At 43.0% G+C, this 21,795-nt stretch carries 11 protein-coding genes and 1 pseudogene; all 12 read right to left on the bottom strand.

All coding sequences use genetic code 11. The annotated features are described in order from the left end of the window. Positions 1 to 2: 2 nt before the first annotated feature. Complete coding sequence (locus D1614_RS12995; RefSeq protein WP_119438371.1) at positions 3 to 770, bottom strand: glycerophosphodiester phosphodiesterase family protein; 768 nt, start codon at positions 768 to 770, stop codon at positions 3 to 5. A gap of 186 nt (positions 771 to 956) precedes the next feature. Then, positions 957 to 1,991, bottom strand: a complete 1,035-nt coding sequence (locus D1614_RS12990; RefSeq protein WP_119438370.1) for a metallophosphoesterase family protein — start codon at positions 1,989 to 1,991, stop codon at positions 957 to 959. 31 nt (positions 1,992 to 2,022) lie between these two features. Beyond that, positions 2,023 to 3,603: a glycerophosphodiester phosphodiesterase family protein gene (locus D1614_RS12985; RefSeq protein ID WP_119438369.1), complete on the bottom strand. Its 1,581-nt coding sequence runs from the start codon at positions 3,601 to 3,603 to the stop codon at positions 2,023 to 2,025. Between the two features lie 34 nt (positions 3,604 to 3,637). Next, positions 3,638 to 6,670, bottom strand: coding sequence for a DUF4091 domain-containing protein (locus D1614_RS12980; RefSeq protein WP_119438368.1), 3,033 nt, complete (start codon positions 6,668 to 6,670; stop codon positions 3,638 to 3,640). 34 nt (positions 6,671 to 6,704) lie between these two features. After that, on the bottom strand, positions 6,705 to 8,969 hold the full coding sequence (locus D1614_RS12975) for a GH92 family glycosyl hydrolase (RefSeq protein ID WP_119438367.1): 2,265 nt from the start codon (positions 8,967 to 8,969) through the stop codon (positions 6,705 to 6,707). 22 nt (positions 8,970 to 8,991) lie between these two features. Further along, on the bottom strand, positions 8,992 to 11,271 hold the full coding sequence (locus D1614_RS12970; RefSeq protein ID WP_119438366.1) for a GH92 family glycosyl hydrolase: 2,280 nt from the start codon (positions 11,269 to 11,271) through the stop codon (positions 8,992 to 8,994). Positions 11,272 to 11,497: 226 nt separating this feature from the next. Further along, positions 11,498 to 13,111 carry a RagB/SusD family nutrient uptake outer membrane protein gene (locus D1614_RS12965; protein ID WP_162304496.1) on the bottom strand — a complete coding sequence of 538 codons (1,614 nt, stop codon included), beginning with the start codon at positions 13,109 to 13,111 and terminating at the stop codon, positions 11,498 to 11,500. A gap of 30 nt (positions 13,112 to 13,141) precedes the next feature. Continuing rightward, positions 13,142 to 16,408 carry a TonB-dependent receptor gene (locus tag D1614_RS12960; protein ID WP_119438364.1) on the bottom strand — a complete coding sequence of 1,089 codons (3,267 nt, stop codon included), beginning with the start codon at positions 16,406 to 16,408 and terminating at the stop codon, positions 13,142 to 13,144. A gap of 131 nt (positions 16,409 to 16,539) precedes the next feature. Then, positions 16,540 to 17,610 carry a FecR family protein gene (locus tag D1614_RS12955; protein ID WP_162304495.1) on the bottom strand — a complete coding sequence of 357 codons (1,071 nt, stop codon included), beginning with the start codon at positions 17,608 to 17,610 and terminating at the stop codon, positions 16,540 to 16,542. Positions 17,611 to 17,761: 151 nt separating this feature from the next. Further along, positions 17,762 to 18,346, bottom strand: coding sequence for an RNA polymerase sigma factor (locus tag D1614_RS12950; protein WP_119438362.1), 585 nt, complete (start codon positions 18,344 to 18,346; stop codon positions 17,762 to 17,764). Between the two features lie 372 nt (positions 18,347 to 18,718). Continuing rightward, a pseudogene (gene tnpA, locus D1614_RS12945) lies at positions 18,719 to 19,154 on the bottom strand (IS200/IS605 family transposase). 175 nt (positions 19,155 to 19,329) lie between these two features. Further along, positions 19,330 to 21,624 carry a type IA DNA topoisomerase gene (locus tag D1614_RS12940; RefSeq protein ID WP_119438361.1) on the bottom strand — a complete coding sequence of 765 codons (2,295 nt, stop codon included), beginning with the start codon at positions 21,622 to 21,624 and terminating at the stop codon, positions 19,330 to 19,332. Between the last annotated feature and the right edge of the window lie 171 nt (positions 21,625 to 21,795).

Below are 21,795 nucleotides of genomic sequence, written 5' to 3'. Positions count from 1 at the left end.
TTTTAATTTATTTGTTCTTTCAACCAGGCAGGCCTATCGGTTGTAATCTGTCTGACACCCAAACTGATGAGTCTCCGGGCTTCTTCCGGCTTGTTCACCGTGTAGGTGATCACTTCAAGCCCCAGTTGATTGGCGCAGTCCATTACTTCCTGGCTGATAATCGTGTATTTGAGGTCAACACCCCGCAAGCGGGAGGCAGCAATCTGTTCCCATTTTTTTGCCAGTTCTTCGCTGTTGTCGCACAACCAGTAACAGGCATTGGCGGGAAACAATTTCTGCGTTTCAACAATGGTTTCCCAGTCGAAACAGATAAACACCATTTGATTCAACTTGCCGTGTTTGTCAATTTCCTTTTTCATCCACGGAATAACTTCTTTCCGGCTTTTCAATTCAATAACCAATTTTTTCCCGGGAGGAATCAGCCGGATAATCTCCTTCAGAAAAGGAATCCTTTCGTTTTTGAATTTCTCGTTTTTGAATGAGCCAACATCCAATTTCCGAAGAACTCCGGATTCGGTTTCGGGAACTTTCAGCAAGGTTCCTGAAACTCTTTTAGTGTCTCCGTCGTGAATGACCATGACCTTATTGTCCTTTGACAAATGGATATCAATTTCGACAGCCTCGGCACCCAATTCCCAGCCTAACTTCGCTGAAGCGATGGTATTTTCAGGCGCCAGGTATGATGCACCACGGTGTGCGATGAATTCGATTTGTGCATTTACAACATTGCACAACAAACCCAACAATAAAACATAATATACTCTTTTCATTATTATCCTATTTCTTTAGCGGTTCCTTTTTGCTAATATTTCCTCAAGCCTGTTTACCACGAAATCCCTGCTCCCAGCAATTGTCCATATAAACTAATACCAACTGAAGTTTCATTTCCGTGAAACACTTTATCTTTTAAATATCCACAAAGCAGGGTTTCCGATAGTCCAGCAGGGCTATCAACTCTATTTTTTGATAAAAGAGTCGGGATAAGACACGAAGAATTTGGGTTCACTGTCTTTAGCCGGGAACCAGGTATCTTTATCACGGTCGCCTTCATACAATTTAAGAACCCAGGTGTCGAATTTTCGCTGTCCCTCGTACAATTCGATCACACGTGTGCCCCGGCCTATTTTTCCGTAGCATTGTCTGCCGGTTACATTCCCGTATGCCAGGCAAATACCGCGCAAGCAGGCAATGTAATTGTTGTTGTGATCGTGCCCGACAAAGGTCCCCATCACGTCTTTTGCTTCCAGCAAGGCGGTATAAAACCCGGAATTGATTGCCGGGGAGCAAACAGTCTCTTCCTGTATCCCCACTTTATCATTCAATACTTCATTGTATTCAGGAAGCGGAATATGAAAAAAAGCAAGCGCTGGCAGCGGGTTTCCCCCGTTTGCGTTGGTTAGCTTCTTGCTCTGATCGCGGTACCATTCGATCTGGTCGAACTTGATCCACTCGTATTTTCCCATCCCCAGATCTTTATCCAAACCGGAATGCGAATCCAGAAAATAAAGGGCCGCCGCTGTTTTTGAGTTCTGTGACGACTGTACCGTTAACACATAGTTCCCATTCCCCGATAGATTCTCCGGGCCATTCACCGTCAAATTATACGGAAGCCCTTCGATGGCTTCCATGATTTGCTTGCCAGTCATTTCGTATTCAATATCATGATTACCCAGCACTACCGCCCACGGAACCCCGGCTTCAACCATCACCCGCGAAAAAGCCTCCCAGGCCTTTCGTGTATTTTTCGAACACACGATATCCCCGGTTAATGCCACCAAATCGGGCTTCTCTTTATTGATTACCATTTTAACAATCGCCAACGCACTGTCGGAGCGATATGAATCGTATTGAAAATGAATATCAGTAAACTGCACTATTTTAAATTTGCCATCCTTATTGAATTTCAACACCGAATTTGGCTTGTTATCTTTTCCCCACGAAGACAGTACAAAAACTGCCAGAATCATTAAAAGTCCAATCGTTCTTTTCATCTCTTTTCTTTTTAATTAAAAAATAAAGTTTCTACCTGTTTGGAAGCCATTCATCAAAATCCGAATCGATCTGAAACTCAGTGACACCACAGGCTTTAAGGAACTCAATATCCCGTTTGGCTCCCCTTACCGCATTTTCAAAACGGTAATGCCCGAAGTTGACCGACGGCACCACCGTAATGTTTGCTTTCTGACACATCTTTATCAATGAAGAAGTCAGGCGTGTTCCCGCGTCGAACAAAAAATAATGACACGAAACATCTTCACCCTTCGAGTATTTTTCCTGAATAAGACTGGCTTCGGTCGCACGGATTGAAAATTTTGCTTTTCCCCAGAAATACTTTCTTGCCTCATTATCGATAAAGTAGGCTCCCTCGAACAGCTTATACTTCTCCATTATATTGCCGAGTTTATAATAGAAATCAGCAGAAGCACGATCCACTTTCACATCAATCATCACTTTCACTTTTCCAGAGCACATCCGGGCTACTTCTTCAAAGGAAAGAGGAGCGTAATCGCCAGGGAATGCCCTGAGCGACTGTATTTCGTCCCAACTCATCTCCTTCACGCTGCGCGGATCGTTGAAAAACCGTTCGAAATGATCATCGTGGTTTACCACCAACACTCCGTCTTCTGTTTCCCTCACATCAATTTCCAGCATGTAATATCCCTGGTCGATTGCAGTCTGAATGGAAGCAGGGTCAAATTCGTTGTACTTTTGTTCGACAATTCCTCCCCGGTGGGCAATCAGTTTGTATCCTTTGAATGTCCCGTTATTCTTGAGCATACTGGAAAAAACATCGGGATTATCGAGATTCACCATGTCAACATTTTTTTCGATGGCAATGCGGTATGCCTCCCAATCATCACCGGGAATCCAGGGCATTACTTTCATCCCCTTATCGCGGCACGAACGCATGAATTCATCGGTCAGATCGTCCACCGAACATTCAATAATCTGCGGGTTGTAGATTGTTTTCAATGAATCAAGGGCATCCACCGACGCAGCATTCACTTTTAATGCCAATTCGGGATACAACATTCTGAATTCCCTGGCCTGTGCCCAATCCGAAAACCAGAAGAAACAATCGTTTTCAAAGCCTGCCCCCTGAACCATAGAAATAAACTCTGCCAGATCCACATCTTTAACATCGAAATACACCTTGGCTTTTCCTTTCACCCATTTCAGAAACTCGTGCACCCGCGGAACTTTCTCCCCGGCATACGTGTGCGAGAACCAGGCTCCGGCATCGAGCGTATCCATTACGGTGGATTCTGTTTCAGAAATTAATCCGGAACCGTTTGTGGTACGGTTGAGCATGCCATCGTGCATGATGTAGTAAACTCCATCCTTGCTCCGGCGCACATCAACCTCGATATAGGCAGCCCCGTGCTCAATGGATTTCTGAGCTGCCGCATAAGTACACTCAGGAGCAAGCCGGTTGGCTCCCCGGTGACTTACAACAACAATGTTGTTCTTACTTGTCTCGGTCTTCTGTTCTTTGGCCTTCTGACACCCGGCCAAACCAAACAGCAAAACAGCGAAGATCAAGGGAGGAAATATCTTCCGTCCATTACCTGCAATATTTGTGTTGTTCCTGAATGCTCTCATTTTATCTATTTTTTCAGATTTATCTTCTCCTTTTTTAAGGAGTGCTTTTCACTATCGCGCTGGCAGCCCTGAAACGCATGGCTTGCAACAGCGAGGTACTTTGCTCGTAGCAGGTCATACTTTGCACCAATTCGTCACGCGCATCGTTCAAAACCAATTTGGCGATGTTACCCTGTTTCTGTCCGGATGCTGATAGTTGGGATAGCAAGTGCAAATATTCCATGTCTTCCAGCCCGTCGCGGATGCACTCAAAACGAATAGAAGTAACAGGGCCTTCGAGAACCGGGACCGAAGACATTTCCCGGCGGGGCGGATAAACCAAAATGCCATCGCCATTGCCCCAAATACCGGTTCCCTTATCGTTGATCGACATGGTCTGTTTCCAGGGATTATGCCCGTCCCAATAAGTGATACGCCAATACAAATCTCCTTGAACACCAAGCTTGTCCATCATCCAGTAACGAATGCGGTGGTTAATGGCTGGATGATCAATAAAATTTCCAGGATAAGGTCCTTTAGGAATACAGCAAACATACCACCACGCTGTTTCTCCCAGTTTTTGCCGTACACGGGCTTTTTGCTCATCATACCAATGCATAACCGGCACCCACAGGTTCACGTAATTATAAAAATAATTGACCGGAGCATGTTCCAGGTGAAGAGTCAATAAGCGGCGAATATCCGGACAGGCCCATTTTAACAATTCCGCCCCTTTTTTCACATCAGCATAGGCCTCTTTTGCGGGTTCGTCGGTCCAGTACCAGTAGGCTTTGTCAAGCCAGCCCTTTTCGCGCAAATGCTCCTGCACCTGCGAGTATATACTTCTGAAGAGCCTGTTGTATTCATCGGTAAAGCGGGCATGACCATCGATCTGCCCCGGAAGGCCTCCCAAATTGAACGATGTTAATTTGTCCTGATCGAGATAAACAGCCATTGCCGAGTCGAAAGCTGCAAAATTCAGCACCGCTTCTTTCGGGTTGCCTTGCAAAGTGTAGCTGAAATTTGAATACTGATGGGGCGAGTAAGGAGAAACCCGGTGCGAAGAACATAACTGCACATATTGATCCCAGACTTTCATCCGCTGGTCGCAATTCAATTTGCCATGATAGTTTTCATTGATATTAATTCCAAAGGCAGTTGCCGTGTGCGTTTCTCTGGGTAAGGCAAAATCAAACACCTCAACCTCGAGCGGAATTTCGCTGATTGCTTTTCCATTCGATTTGATTGTTATCTGCCCTCTGTAAATCCCCCCGGCTTGTTGTGCCGGGGCATAAACAGTAATCCACACCGGGGTGTTCTGTCCGGCAGTTGCGGTAAATGGCTCCCTGACCGGCGGCAACGGATCGGGCCACATACCTGCTGTTCCAAAAGATTCAGGACTTATGCCAACATCTACCATTTTTCCATTAACAACCGTCACATTCGCGTTCGATGCCATCTTGATTTCGACATATTCTACATGATTAAATGCGATATTCGATGCATCCAGCACATTGCCTGCCTCATTGGTAAGCGGACCAGCCTCAATCTCCAGGTTCTTCAGTTCTTTCCGCGGACGAAGGATTAGCTGCACCGCTTCGTACTCGTGTTTTGCCAAAGCAACATGCACCGCATCCAGTTGATCGACTGGCAGAGCTTCGTCCTGACTTATTTTTTCCATTGAAGAAGCAGCCCAGATGTTTAAATCCGATTTCACTGAAACCCGGTATTTGCAGGTTGATAAGCGTTCCAGCCCCGAATAAACTGAAGCGGCATTGTTTTCCAGCCCTGCCAAACCGGTTCCTGCTATTTTCTCTTTCAGATTATCGCGGTACCACTTTGGCAACTCGCTTTCGTATTTCAACGAATTTTGAAGATTGTCAGCCAGGCTCTTCAGCGCTTCCAAAGGCAAATTGAGCTGAACGGGAGAACCTGACGAGAAATCATATCCTTTTCCCTGGTTGTCGGCCAAAAACCAGCGACGCCCCAGCGACGGCACATCGATCAATACCTGGAAACGTACATTCTGAATATCCGGTCGCAGAAAAACATATTCGCCTCCAGGCAGCTCCTCAATCGCATTTTCAATTTCTTTAAAGTTATCATTCAGCACTTTGATGGTCAAATGCTTTTTATCTCCTTTGGCAGTATATCCCAGCAAGCGGATGTTTTTCGCCCCGTGATAATAAGTAACTTCCTGCAATGGCAGGATTTTGTTTCCCAGATGAAAGCCGGCAGAAACCCCGTACAAGCCGTTCTTAAAATCTTTCAACGAACACTCCAGTGCCTGTCCAATGTTTGCTTTTTCTGAAAGAATCGTATTACCGTCAGAATCCGTTATGACCACATCGCACTCGAACCGATGCCCCTGCACCGAATAAATGGATTTGTCGCCAATTACAATCTTCAGCGAGTTATTGTTGCTTTCTTCTACCACGATTTCGGGCAAAGACATGGAAGTCAGCTCGGCCAGTCGCAACCGGGCATCCACAAAACGGGTATAAAATCCCCAGCCGCCTGTTGATTGAACGATCTTTACCAGCAACAGGTTTTTCCCCTTTTTTACGCTGACGGGAAATAAATCCTCATCAACAGAAGCAAACCGGTTGCTCTGGTTTTCCCAAACCAGGGTACCATTTAACCACACTTTAATACCATCGTCGCTACCAGTGCCGAGCCACACTTCCTGCTCTTTTTCCGACTCGACCTCACAAGCCGCATATACTACTGAATAAGGACATTCACCATAAAACGATTTCAGGTCAATGTACGAAGCCGGAGAATTATATCTTTTCCATTGATAGTTTTTCCCTTCGAACGAAAACGAAAGGCCCTCCGATATTCCCGTGCTGTTTTCTCCGCCAGCACCTTTAAGAAAATCTGTTTCGTATCTCTTTTTTCCAAGCTGATCCCCGGCTTCAGGATTAATTAAAAAAGGGCCACAAGTAAGCCAGGATTCGATAAAATCATCAGACTGTACCGATACCGAAGGAATTTGCGCCAAACCAGGCACACTGATTATCAACAACAAAAAGCACATTACAGAAGCAATCCGAATCAATATTTCTATTTTAAAATTTCTATTCATATTCAAATTTCAAGCTAATTGATACATCCGGTTTTTAATTCATCCCCCATCGCATATTGGGTTCAGGGCCCATCTGGTAAACGAGCTTTCCGCCCCTTGCAATTTCTTCATGGGTAAGCGACGAACGGTTATATGGTTTCCCATTGAGCGTTGCCGATTGAATGTAGATATTGGTATCGCTTAAACCTTTGGCTTCGATAACAAACTCTTTTCCCGGATAAGTGGGATCGTTCAGTTTTATTTTAATGCTTTCGAATATCGGAGATGTTAACTGATAAACCGGATCGCCGGGACACATTTGATATAAGCCCATGGCACTCATGTTGTACCACGCGGCCATGCACCCGTAATCGCAATCCATCTCTTCGAGATAACCATCAGGAGTGGTTTTATATATCCTGTCGAAAACAGGTTCCGGGAAGAAATCGTGGGTTCCGTACCTTTGAGTAATTGGCTGAGTCAGGATTTTTGTTGACCATTCCTGGGTGAGCCATGGTTTTCCTGCATAGTTAAACAGGAAAGGAGCCTGAAGGTCGATCTGGTTTCCTGCCGTGTACAAGTCGTTATTAAAAAAATACTCCAGTTCTTTCGCAAAAGCGTCTTTTCCTCCAAAAGCCCCGATCAAACCGGGCACATCGTGGATTACATTCCATCGCCATTGCCATTTTGATCCTTCGTAGGTATATTTTTCCCGGTTTATGGCAGGATCATCAGGAAAGTCGAGCCAGGTTCCGTCGGCTTCACGAGCACGGAAATACCGGATGGATGGATCCCAGGTGTTCTTCCAGTAATCGGCACGTTTCGTGAAATAGTTATAATCGGCATCATTTCCGGTAGCTCTGGCCAGTTGTGCCATGCACCAGCTGTCCCAGCAAAATTCGCCGGTTTGGTCGGGTCTTGCAGGGATGAACCCAATCGAATCGTAGCGTTCCGGCATTTGAATCATCGCCTCATGCCGCATGTACGGGTAAACCGACTTCAGGTCCAACGGAAAAATCCCTTTGGTATATGCATCGGCCATTACCATTAACATGTGCTCGTGGCGACAAGTATTGAATACCTGATAACCGCCAATTCCTTCGGGACGAAACCCCACGCTGCCGTGAGCTGCATGATCGCTATCCTCGGTGATTCCCCAGCTTTGAGCCTCTTCGTACAGATCGCGGATCGACTTGACAATATCGCGGTAAACCCTGGGTTGCCACAAACTGTACAAGGGGAATTTGGTGCGAAAATCGTCCCAGAAAGCATAGTTATTGTAATGCTGGTATCCCTTAGCAATGTGGTTCTTCTGGTCAAGCCCGGGATAAGTTCCATCAACATCGGAAATAACCTGTGGCAAAAAGCAGCTATGGTAAAGCGCGGTGTAAAAAATCGTTTTGTATTCATCTTCACCTGACACTTCAATGCCACTCAACGTGTGATTCCATGTTTCCAACGCATTTGACTGGATTTGCTCAAAACTTATTTCGTCGGGGCATTCTGCCTTAAGATTTTTATGAGCCGCCGCTATACTCGTCAGCGACACACCAACCCTGACTTCCAGTGGTTTTCCTTTCAGATCGCCAAAATCGAGCACCATTCCTCCCGCATGCTGTTTCTCCAGCGATGCACCTTCGGCCAGCGCAGTTCCATTCCAGGTTTTGGATGAAATAACCGGAGCACTGAACTTCATCGTAAAGTAAATACCCCCGTAACTGTATTGAATCCCTTCGATGCATTGACTGTCTTTCATCGAGAAAGTAATTCCACCCGACCGCGACCGGTTTCCTTCATATAAAAACAGGCGGACAGGCGGACCTGAAGGATACGAATACCTGTGCACCCCCACGTGGGTTTCTGCAGTCAGTTCAGCTTTGATTTGGTCGTCAGGCAAAAAAACGGAATAATATCCCGGCGAAGCTTTTTCTGTTTTCTTGTCGATATTTACAATTGGGCTGAAATAAAAACTATCAGGCACATTGATAAAAGGGAGCAGCGAAAGCAAGCCGGCTCTATCGGTTACAGCAGTTCCCCCTGAACTCCCTTTGTGAAAATTACTAAATCCACGAACCTGATTATCTGAAAAGTCATATCCGGAATGGGCAAAATCGCCATCAGCAGTCAAACTCCCGGGATAGGTATCAGGACAAACTCCGACCATACCGAAAGGGACCAGCGCTGCCGGCAACCAATGCCCGTGATCGCCCTGAGAACAAATAAACGGATCGACATAATCGACAGCCCGTTTTTCCTGGCATGAGCTAAACACCAGCAGGCAAATAATGCTTCCTATGAAAAGATATGTTTTAATCATCATTAAGAGTTTTAGTTTCTGAACTTTATTTCACTTCCACAACTTTGGCTTCCGGACGTTCGTTTAACTTTACCGCCCATTTTTCCTGAGGAACATCTCCCATGGTGAAATCAAGAGAACCTCCTTTCTGCAGGTCTTTGTATTTGATGAATGATTTGGAATAAGCTTGTCCGTTCAGGCTGGATGACTGGATGTAATAGTTGCTTTCAGTAACATTGCCGGCCTTGATCTCAAATGTCTTTTCATTGGGAAGGTGCAAGGTTGCGCTTTTCACTGAAGGACTACCGATCACGTAGTAGTCTATTCCTGGGGTTACCGGATAAAATCCCAACGAGCTAAATACATACCAGGCCGACATTTGGCCGCAGTCGTCATTTCCACACAATCCATCGCGTGAGCTGGTGTACAAGGTTGTCTTTATTTTATTCACCATTTCCTGTGTTTTCCAGGGCTGACCACCGAAATTGTACAGGTAGGCAATATGATGGCTTGGTTCGTTACCATGTGCATATTGCCCCACCAGGCCGGTAACATCCCAGGCCCGTTCGTTGTCGATGGTTGGATCGGTATTAAACAGAGAGTCCAGCTTGGTACAGAATTTTTCATCACCGCCCATCAGTTCAATCAGGGTATTCACGTCCTGAGGAACATAAAATGAATATTGCCATGAATTTCCTTCCGTGAAATCACCTTGATTTAAGATTGATACCGATTTCGGGTCGAAGGGAGTCACCCAGTTTCCGTCGGCTTTTCGCCCACGCATAAACCCGGTTGAAGCATCGAACTGATTTTTGAAATACTGTGCCCGCTGAGTAAAATAGGCAAGATCGTCCATTTTCCACAACTTACGGGCGACCTGGGCCAGACACCAGTCGTCGTATGAATATTCCAGCACTTTCGATACCGAATTGCTTTCCAGCTCACTGGGAATATATTTGTATTTCTTCATGTAGCCCACCCCGCGACTATCGTCCATCGCGCTATTTTTCATGGCTTCGTAAGCCAATTCGTAACTAAACCCTTTGTGGTCCTGCATGATGGCTTCTGAAATTACCGGAACCGAATGGTACCCAATCATGCAATACGTTTCGTTCGACCCGTATTCGTTGATCGGCAGCTGCCCAATTTCATTGTATCGCTGCAACATTGAGTTGATAAACGCGATGTTTTTATCAGGGTACAACAGAGAGTACAAAGGATGGCTGGCACGGTAAGTATCCCACAAGGAAAAATTGGTATAAAGGTCGCCTGTTGTGCTGGTATGCACATCTCCGTCCCATCCCCGGTAAACTCCATCCACGTCGGTAACCAGATTGGGAGAAACCAGACAGTGATATAATGCGGTATAAAATATTTTCTTCTGATCGTCATTGATGGTTTGAACATCAATCTTCGATAAGTATTCGTTCCATGTATTTTGTGCTGAACTCAATACTTTTTCAAAATCCCAGTTGGGGATCTCAGCATCGAGGTTTTTCATGGCTCCTTCGGCGCTGGCGGTTGAAAGTCCTACTTTCACCAGTACTTGCTCATCTTTGCTTGTATTAAAATGAAGGAAAACTTTGCAAAGTTTTCCTGAAAGGTTTTTTTCTTCCCCTTCATCGCCATCGATGAAAGAAGAAACTTTTTCAAATGGTTTGGAAAAACGGGCACAGAAATAAATATGCTGATCCCTGATGAACCCACTGGAATTACGGTACCCGGTAATGGTTTGGTCGTCGATAATCTGAATCGTACTTTCTTTGGTTACATCTTCTATTCCATGCCCCAGATCAATTATCATCCCGGCATGTGAATCATCACGAAAAGTATAACGATGCAAACCAACTCGCGGCGAAGCAGTCATCTCTGCAAGAATATTATAATCTTTCAGTTCTACCGAATAGTAAGCAGGAGATGCAGACTCATTGTCGTGCGAAAACCGGGATCGGTAACCCGAGTCTGGATTTTCACTTGTTCCCGGATTAAATGTCGGGGCACCGGTAACAGGCATCACCAGAATATCGCCCATATCGGCTGCACCCGTTCCACTCAAGTGCATATGAGAAAAACCGATGATCGAACTGTCCTGCGAATGATACCCCGAACACCAGTCCCATCCTTTTACCCCGGTATCGGGGCCCACCTGTACCATGCCAAACGGCGTGGTGGCTCCCGGATACGTGTGCCCGACGGTGGCTGTGCCAATAAACGGATCCACAAAATCTGTTTTATCCCCAACTTCCTGTCTGGCTTCTTCTTGCTCACCAGAACAACTTAAAAGCACTAATAGAGGGGCCAGTACTCTGATAATTCGTAGTTTCATCTTATTTAAGAATTGTTTGTTTTTTAGAGATAAATGGAACTCGCCCTAAGGTCAGTAATCAACCAAAACTCGTTTCATTCTAAAAAAATAGGATAACAACAGGATATGATAATCCCATACCTATATGCACGCACATAAATTTGGACAGATAATGAACCGGGCAGACAGAGAAGACTCTATCTCCCCGGTCATTATTATTTATTCAAATACGTCAGAAAGAAATTATCTATTCATAAGATGGGTTCTGTTCCAACAGTGGATTACGATCTATCTGCTCCTGAGGTATTGGGAATATCCGTTTTCGAACATCTGTACTCGTTTTCACTCCCCAGGGCTCCTCGAACTTTCCAAACCTTATCAGGTCATTCCTTCTCCAGCCTTCATATGCCAATTCCCTGGCACGTTCGTCTAGTAACTCATCGAGATCAAGAGTAGTGTAAGGCATAGCTTTGGCGCGCGTCCGTACCATGTTTGCAAGAGAAACAGGCGTATGCCCCATTGTTGCATTAGCCCCCCGTAAAATTGCTTCAGCCTTTAACAACAGGATATCTGCATAGCGAAAAATAGGCAGATCATTGTTCTGATTTCTAGTAATCGAATTTTTATCGGGATAAAATTTATTGCAACGATATCCCACTGCTTTCCCCAATTCGTCATTTCCGGTATCAAAAGTTACAAGATTTCGGAATTCAATTTCGCGGGTAAATTCGAGATGATAATCAACCGGAGCATTAGGATTTGGGCCATTGTATCGGTCATCAAGCCCCGAATTGGTTGTTTCAATAATAATAGGTGAGCCATCAAACATATATTGTTTCCCTGTCAACCAAATTCCTTTCCTGACATCGTTATCATTCCACACTACAAACTTATCGTAATACTCGGGCAATGCTTTAACAGATCCGCTGGGGTTAAATGGGAGTTCGTATTTATAGCGAAGCCCCCGGTGAAGCCAGTAACGGGCAGGAATATGTTCTTGCATATGCACCCCGTCACAGGGAATTGCAAACAAAAAATCTTTAATCTGCGGACCGTTATCAGGATAAAACATGGCTAAATAATCAGGATCAAGGGCAATAGTCCCATTTGTTTGAGCTTCTGCAATAATCTTATCACAGGCAGTTACTGCATCGTTCCACCTTCCCGCTTCCCCGGTATAAACTTCCCAATTCATATAGAGTTTTGCCAATAATGCATAAGCAGCCCATTGAGTCATCCTTGCATAGGTTGCGACTCCTGTTTCACCACTCAAATTTGGCAACACCTCCAATAGTTCATCTTCGATAAATTTGCAAACATCTTTCCGACTGTCTCTTCCCTTTAATTCAACTTCGGGCCCGAAATCAGTTACAATGGGAACTCCTCCCCAGTTATCCTGAAGAATAAAATATAAGTATGCCCTGAAAGCACGCAATTCAGCAATAGCCAAATCCCTCACTTCTGATTCTTCTTTTCCTTCGAACAGGGGAAGGATACTGTTTATTTTGGAAACACCGTTGTACCAGGCTGCCCACGATTCTCGGAGAAACCGTTGGTCGGGTGTAGGAGTATGCAGGTGATAGTTCTGATATCTTCCATCATCGTACCAGTTTCCTCCATTGGCTGTTAATATGGCCATATCCCCCGTCAATTCCTGTACTAATATTTGATTAATCGTATAGAACTTATAATGCAAAAACCGATAGGCAGGACCTGCTATTGCAATAAAATCTTCCTCTGTGTTAGGGAAATTTACCGCTGTCAGTTCAGATTCAACCGGGACTTCGAGGTCGGTACAGCTCCCGGCAAATAACAGTAGTGTTAAAGCAATTAAATAAATGCTCTTATATATAAATTTCATATCTTCTAATTTTTTCATTGTTATAAAAAACTAAAAATCAACACTTACCCCAAAAACAAATGAACGGGTTTTAGGATACAAAGGATTTAAATTCGAATCGTCAACACCGGGTGTAAGTCCTCCGATATTAACTTCGGGATCAACTCCGGAGTAATTTGTGATTACAAAAGCATTATTAACCGTAGTATAGATTGTTAATTTCTGAAGATAAGCAGAAGATATCTTTGGAGAATAAGAAAGCGTTATATTATCCAGCCTCAGATAATCCCCTTTCTCCAGATAACGGGTTGATGTATAATTGGCCCTGGTATTGTTTACTTTTTCATTAAGTGCTAATTTCGACACATTGAAGCGAACAACTTCCGAAGGATAGTTCAAGTCAGCCGCTGTTACATTCAGTATATGATTTCCTGTTACACCTCGGAAAAGAAAATCAAGAGAGAAATTCCGGTAAGTAAACATATTATGCCAACCAAATATGGCTTTGGGTTGAGCATTTTCATCTGTAACGATTCGATCCTGTGTCGAAGGATTAATTGTCAGATTACCATCCTTGTCCAGAAATTGTGAGATTCCGTCTTCATTTTCACCTGCATATTGCCAAAGGCAGAATTGCCCGATCGGATATCCTTCCTGTATTCTGAAAGCCCTGTTTCCTGATTGGCCATGCTGTCCGACTCCGTATATATCGACATATTCAACCTGGAATACATCATTCGACAGGGAGACAATTTTATTATCATTGAACGCTACATTCGCAGAAGTAGTCCACGAAAAATCTCGGGTCATAACAGGAGTAGCACTAAGTGCAACTTCCCATCCTTTGTTTTCAATCTCCCCAACATTCGCTACTATTGAATTAACAAAGTACTGAGTTGCCGGGACTTCATAATCCCAAATCAGGTCTTTGGTAACTTTATTGTAGTACTCAACCGTACCGCTTAACCGGCTGTCGAACAGGGCAAAATCAAGTGCAAAATTAAGCATACTTGTGCGTTCCCATTTCAAATCCGGGCTTTCGTTCTGCGTAGGCGTGATACCGGTAAGCCACGCCCCTTTATAATAGAAGCTGCCACCCGATCCGTAGCGTAGAATACTTATCAATGGATCAAATCCCATGGAATTGCCGCTTTCTCCATAACCTGCACGCAACTTAAGATTATCAAAAACATTCATATTCTTAATAAACGGTTCTTCCATTACTCTCCAGCCAACAGATGCCGAAGGGAATGTCCCCCAACGTTCGTTTCTCCCGAAAGCAGATGAACCGTCACGACGAATGGTTGCCTGTAAAAGGTATTTGTCCATTAACTCATAATTAAGACGAGCATACCCAGAAATCATGCGTAAAGTCCTCATTGTGGTAGTACCGTACTCCGCAACATAACCGTCATAACCACTTCCAATTCCCAGGTTATTATACTTCAAATCATCTGAAACAAAATTTATGTTTGAGGATTGAAAACCGTCGCCTGACTTATCTTCTTGCCATGAATAACCAGCCATTAATTTCAAACTTTGGTTTTGAAATTCTTTACTATAGGTAGCAAATGTTTCCATCAGTTTACTTTCGCTACCATAAGAAGATCGTATTGCTCTGCCATTACTTCCCTGATCGACCCGTGAGTTTTTGGAATAATACTGCCCTGACATGGATTGACCAGTATTGTATGAAGCATTAAAAACATAATCAAGTCCTTCAATTATATTTAATTCAGCACGCGCATTTCCAAACATTGATTTACCTGTAACATCGTAATCGTGCTGATTAACTAAAGCAACCGGATTGTATGGTGAGGTCGAAACCCTCTCAGCATAAGAACCATCGGGATTCTTAACAGCATACGTCGGTTGAAACTGAAGCATATTGAGTAATGTTTCGTGCTCGTTTAGAAGTCTTTCTGAGTTGCTGATCACACCCCCCACCTGAAACTGCAATTTCAGCTTATCGTTAAATCCATACTGCTCAATAGTCCCGCGCATATTCAGCCGGTCGTAGCTGGTCCCAATAATGATACCTTCCTGCTTAAAATACTCAATACTGGATATGTAGGTTGTTCTGTTATTACCGCCACTAATTGATATATTGTTTTTGTGTGAAACACCTACTCTGGTCATTTCATCCTGCCAATCGGTATTGGCATTCATTTCATCCTCTGGGTTAAGACTTAAGCCATTATCTGATAAATAGGCTCGGTATTCATCGGCCGAAAGCATATCTATCTTATTTGAAATAGTCTCAACTCCCACATAACCATTGTAAGAGATAACCTGTTTGCCCGATTTCCCTCTTTTGGTTGTTATTAGGATTACACCGTTTGCCGCACGTGAACCATAGATCGCTGTGGCCGATGCATCTTTTAAGATATCGATTGAAGCAATATCATCAATAGGAGGCATTACGGCATTGGTCATTCCATCCACGACATAGATGGGCGATTGCGATCCTCGCAATGTAGAAGCTCCTCGCAAAAGGATGGATGTTCCTCCATAGGGACTACCATCCTTGGCAATATTTAACCCTGGGACTTTACCCTGAAGTGCCAGGACCGGATCGCGCACAACCCCTTTGTTCATATCCTCAGGAGAGATGGTCACGACCGAACTGGTCAGGTCTTTTTTCTTTAAAGTACCATAACCAATAGCTACTACCTCTTCGATTCCAACGGCGCTGGCCTCCATGGTTACATTGATAGTAGATTGTCCTTTTACCTCGATTTCCTGCGTCCTCATTCCAACAAAGGAAAACTGCAAAACAGCATCCTCCGGAAGATTCGCAAATGAATATTCTCCCGAAGCACTGGTTACCGTACCCTGAGCAGAACCTTTTACAAGAACGGTCACTCCAGGCAGAGCTTGCCCAGATTCATCTTTGACAATTCCGGAAACAGATCTTTGCATCACATCCGTCGCATCACTTCCCATAGCTTCTGGAGTAGTGAGCAAAATAAAACGGTCCTGAATCTTATAATTCACACTTGTTCCTTCAAACAACTCGTCTAATACCCAATTGATTTTTTTGTTTTGAAAGTCAACCGAAACTTCGCGCTGTACATCAACCAGCTTTTCGCTGTACATAAAATAGAATTCGCTCTGATCCTCAATCCGTTGCAGCACCTCCTTTACTGTTTTGCTTTCCAGTTTAAGGTTTAATACTTTCGTTTGCGAATACGTTTTATTCGCAAACACGCTAATTACAGAAGTCAATAATAAGAAGATAGTAAGTTTCATAGCTCTTAATACTTCTTGCACCCCGGGAATTTTCCATTCCCAAGGAATACGTTCATTTTTTTTCATACTTTTGTATTGTTTAGATTATAAATTACCCGGTACAATTCTACCGGGATGATTTTTGAACTTTTCAGGGAAGTGTTGGCGCATTTCCCTGTTCTTTTTAACTCATAGGCAAATAGTTATTGTTCATCAGTTTATACTTTATCAGTTTTCTCAATTTTTATTCTTTGCTTCGAATATGTGCCATCTTCAAGTTTTTTTCGTGGAAATACCTTATAAGTAATCGGGGTTATTTCAGTCATCAAATCAAGAATAAGAAATAAAGGATCATCTCCAAATGTTACGGTATAAGTTAAGTCCTTTATATTGTCAGCAATATCAATATCTACATTATACATTTTCCCCAGCTCTTCAGCCACCTGAACGATAGGAGTATTATCAAATATCAGTTTACCATCTTTCCATGCAATGTATTTATAAGTAAGATCATTTATCGAAGTCATTTCACCGGTGGCAAAATTGTATTCGACATGTTGCCCAGGAACCATTGTGCCCAGATTTTGGATTTGATTATCAGCATTTACCTTCTCCACCACTACCTTTCCTTCTACCAGGGTAGTTGCCACAATATCATATTCAGGGTAAGCACGTACATTAAATTCTGTTCCAAGTGCCTTTACATTCACTTTTCCGGTTTTTACAATGAATGGTTTATCCGGATTGTGAGCGACATCAAAGTAACCTTCACCAACCAATGTAACTTCTCTTTTATTTCCGGTAAAATACCATGGGTATTTCAATTTGCTTCCATAATTTAAAGTTACTTGAGTACCGTCCGATAACTCGACAACTGTTCTGGAACCAACAGGAGCAATAACTTCCAATGAATCTACCGTTAAATTTGCAAGCTTTCCGGCTTGCAAATTGCTTGTTGTGTACCAATAAAATGTAAGAATAACCAATGGAATAAAAAGAACCGCAGCTACCCGATTGAACCATTTTACAACGGTCGAAAAAGTAATAATTTTGCCTTTGCTGGTCTGATTATTTTGAAGATTTATTCTATGATGGATTTTATCAAGTAATACATTGTATGTAGCCTCGCTCTCGTTTATTATAGAAGGTTCAAAAGTCTTCCATAAATTACGACTCCAACTTTGGCTCGTTTCACTACCGGCTTCCTTTTTCACCCAACTTACAAACTCATCGAATTCACTGTCTGAACATCCGTTATTTAAATATTTTATGAGTGTCTCCTTATTCATATACATTTTCAAATAATGTACCTCCCCTGAAATAACCGGGGAGATACTCTAAGCTACAAAACTAAACCTATGAAACACATGAGTAAAATCTCAGCGATTTGATAGTAATACGCATAGCCCAATGATGATAACTATGTGAATTTGCTTTTTTTTATAGAAAAAGATAGAAAAATAAAATATTGGCTGCTAAACTATTGTCAATATGGCACTTTAAGTATTTTAAAACTGCGACCAAGTGATTATTTACAGTACTTTCGGTAATGTTCAGGTTCTCAGCAATCTCTTTGTGGGTCAAACCATTTTCCCGGCTTAAAAGATATATTTCTTTTTGCCGCGGACTTAATTGATCTAACAAGTAGGATAATTTATTATTCAACTCGTTGAATTGTAACTCATCTATTACGGGAACTGAATCGTTGACTTGCTGAAGCGATTTTAAATACTCTTTTGATTTGATTTCGCTTACTCTTTTTCGGAGTAAACTCATCGTGGCATTATAAGTAATGGTAAAAAGGAATGACTCAAAAGATGCATAGATATCGATTTTACTTCTGGAGTTCCAAATTTTAATAAAAACTTCCTGAACAATCTCTTCAGCATCTTCTTGTTGTTTGAGATATCTTAATACAAATGCATGCAATTTATGGCAATACTTATTATAAATGGCATCAAATGCCGCCATATCTCCTTTCTTCAGAAGCTTTACAAGTTCAGTATTGGAATTGCTTTTTCCCAAGAATAGCTAGAATTAGTCGTACAAATATATTGAATCGGAGATAATAACCAATATTATAGAAAATATATAATTACTTTCCATCAAATAACTTAGACGCATTATTTACATAATTTAGTCATGAATCAATTTTATTGTTTTACCAATTTATCCCAATTTCATCCAGAATAATAATACAACATATATTCGAACAAGCATCCTTTCATTACGTACACTCAATACAAAATACTTCAGCTTTATCACAAATTCTATTTCCTCGTGGTTTTTAAAAACGACTTGGGGTTTTCGCCGATGTGTTGGGTGAATAGCCTCGAAAAATAAACAACTATGGATTCGAAATCCATAGGTTGAAAAGAAAAATGAGATTTTTCTATTTTACTCAAATATCCAGTTCCCCTTCTCGGTATTTGGCTTCTCTCGATGATGTTCCAGATATTCTTGAACCATCTCATCGGTTATTTGCCCAGTACTCCAAGCACCATATCCAACTGCCCAGAAGTCACGCCCCCAATATTTCTTCTTCAGACTCAGAAATTCATTTTATAGAATAAATGAAGTTCAACCTTTCAACCTCTTCTCCAGATTACTCACACTCAACGAAGGTGGATATTCAATATGGACATGAACATGATCCTTACTCACAACTTCCCTTTAGAATCAGAACATTCTCCCCATTGCAAATCTGGATTATCAAATCACGCGTTCGTTGCTGAATATCTCCTTGCAGAACATGGTAACGATACTTCGTCAACCAAACAAGATGAACCGATAGTTTACTTACACTATGGCTTGTCTTTCGATATTCAACCATACTGTAAATCTATCAAATTTATAGAAACTGAAGTAGCTGCAATGAAATTGCAGGGTTTAAACCATTAGCCATAAAATAAAACACAAAATCGTCCTTTACTGGCCTTTTTGCTTTTAGGGGAACGAAAATGCAAGCGATGTTCAATTAGTTATGCCCCATTAAACCCAAGATTTCCTCAGGAAGTTAAAATTTCCAATACCAACTCTTTAGTCAACTTTTTTCCTGCAGCTTTTTCGCGAATGGCATCAAAAGTGAATTTAAAATCGCAGCCTTCTTTCCAGTTGCTGCAACCGTAGGCCGTTTTCCCTTTTATAATGATCCCTCCACATTTCGGACATTTGGGCGTTGTATCAACAGCCTTCGTCTTTACCGGAGTTTCCTCCACCAACTCCACATTAAAATCATTGGTGAGTTGCAGTACTCCATCCACTTTTTTGTCGCCCAATTTAAAGCCTTTCAGTTTTGTGGTAGCGCCCTTTTCCAGCAGTCGGGCCACTTGTTTTTCGGTCAGCTTTTTCTCCATAAAAACAAAGGGTAACCTGAAATCACAACCATCTTTCCACCGGTTGCATCCATAGGCATTTTTCCCTTTCAAAATCAGGCCTTCCGAACATTTCGGGCATTTCATTTCATCACTAGCGTCATCCTTCTCCTTTTTTTTCTTTTCGGCTGGTTTCTTTGGTTCCGGTTCGGGAGCCGCCAACTTTACCGTTGTACGATCACTGAGCACTTCCACCACCAAATCGTAAACCATACGCTTCATTTCGTTAATAAACTTCGATGCGCTGTATTCACCCTGTTCAATCTCCCGCAAACGCTTCTCCCACTGCCCCGTTAATTCTGCCGATTTCAGCAGCTCATTCTGAATGGTATCAATCAACTGAATTCCCATTTTTGTGGGGTGAATCTGCTTTTTCTGTCGCTCGATGTATTTTCTGCGGAACAAGGTTTCGATAATCGCTGCCCGCGTTGAAGGCCGGCCTATTCCATTGGCTTTCATCAGATCGCGCAATTCTTCATCGTCCACATTTTTACCGGCGGTTTCCATGGCACGCAGCAAAGATGCCTCTGTGTAATAACGCGGCGGTTTGGTTTCTTTCTCGGTAAAGGCGGGTTCGTGCGGACCGTGTTCTCCCGCTTCGAATACAGGAAGAATAGTGTCGCCATCGCCACTTTTGCTATTTTCATCCTGAAAAACAACACGCCAGCCCGGTTGCAGAATTTGCTTGCCGTTAGCCACAAACTGCACCGTGTCTACTTCGGCTTTCACCTGTGTTTTGGCTACCGTGCAATCGGGGTAAAAAACCGCCAGAAAACGGCGCGTGATGGCATCGTAAACGTTTTTCTCGTTACCCCCCAGCAATTTTTCTTCGCCGGTAGGAATTATGGCGTGGTGATCGGTAACTTTTTTATCGTTAAAAACATTGGTTGATTTCCTGATTTTTTTCTCCAGCAGCTTCCCGGTATACTGGGTGTAAGCTTTCAATCCTTTTAAAATTTCGGGTACTTTCGGATATAAATCGTTGGGCAAAAAAGTGGTGTCAACACGCGGATAGGTAACGGCTTTCATTTCGTACAACCGCTGAACAGTCTTTAAGGTTTCGTCGGCAGTCAATCCAAAACGTGTGTTGCAATACACCTGTAAACTGGTCAGGTCGAAAAGCTTGGGCGCATATTCTTTCCCGTCTTTCTTTTCCACATCAGTGATAAACAAATCTTTGCCCAACACCTGATTCAACAATTTTTCTCCGTCTTCTTTTTTGAAGAACTTTCCTTCGGTGTTGCTGAAAACCGTATCGCGGTAAGTGGTTTGCAACTCCCAGTAAGGCTGTGGCTTAAAATTTTCGATTTCGTAATGACGGGTTACCAGCATGGCCAGTGTTGGTGTTTGTACCCGCCCGATGGACAACACCTGTTTGTAACCACCGTATTTCAGGGTGTACAATCGGGTGGCATTCATTCCCAGTAGCCAATCGCCAATGGCGCGTGAGCTACCGGCATAGTACAGGTTATCGAACTCGGTGGCAGGCTGCAATTTTTGAAAACCATTTTTTATAGCTTCGTTGGTCAGCGACGAAATCCACAAACGTTTCACTTCGCCTCGGTAACCAGCCTCTTTCATCACCCAGCGCTGAATAAGCTCCCCCTCTTGCCCGGCATCACCGCAGTTGATTACCAGAGTTGCTTTACTTAGCAGGTTTTTAATGGTATTAAATTGTTTGGTCACCCCGCTATCACCCTTCATCACTTTGGTTTCGAAACGTTTGGGCAACATGGGAAGTGTCTGCAAATCCCAACGTTTCCATTGGGCGTTATAATCCTCGGGTGGCCACAACGTACAGAAATGGCCAAAGGTCCAGGTTACCTGGTAACCATTTCCTTCGAAATAACCATCTTTCCGCGAACCTGCCCCAATTACCTGGGCAATTTCTTTGGCTACACTTGGTTTCTCTGCAATACAAACAATCATACGTGCTGCGAATATACAAGGAATCGTTTGTGATGAAAAAGGGAGTTATTAACAGCACCGGAAAATCCATACCTCAAAAATGTGTAGCAATGGTGAAATTCATATTCCGGGATCCGGCAAAAGATATTATGGAAACTCCGCTGGCAAACTTAATCTCAAAATTAAATTGGT

This window comes from Maribellus luteus (assembly GCF_003576475.1).
In the GTDB taxonomy this organism is placed as follows: domain Bacteria; phylum Bacteroidota; class Bacteroidia; order Bacteroidales; family Prolixibacteraceae; genus Draconibacterium; species Draconibacterium luteum.
Note: the sequence above shows the minus strand (reverse complement) of the source record. Positions and strands in the feature narration are given on the sequence as shown.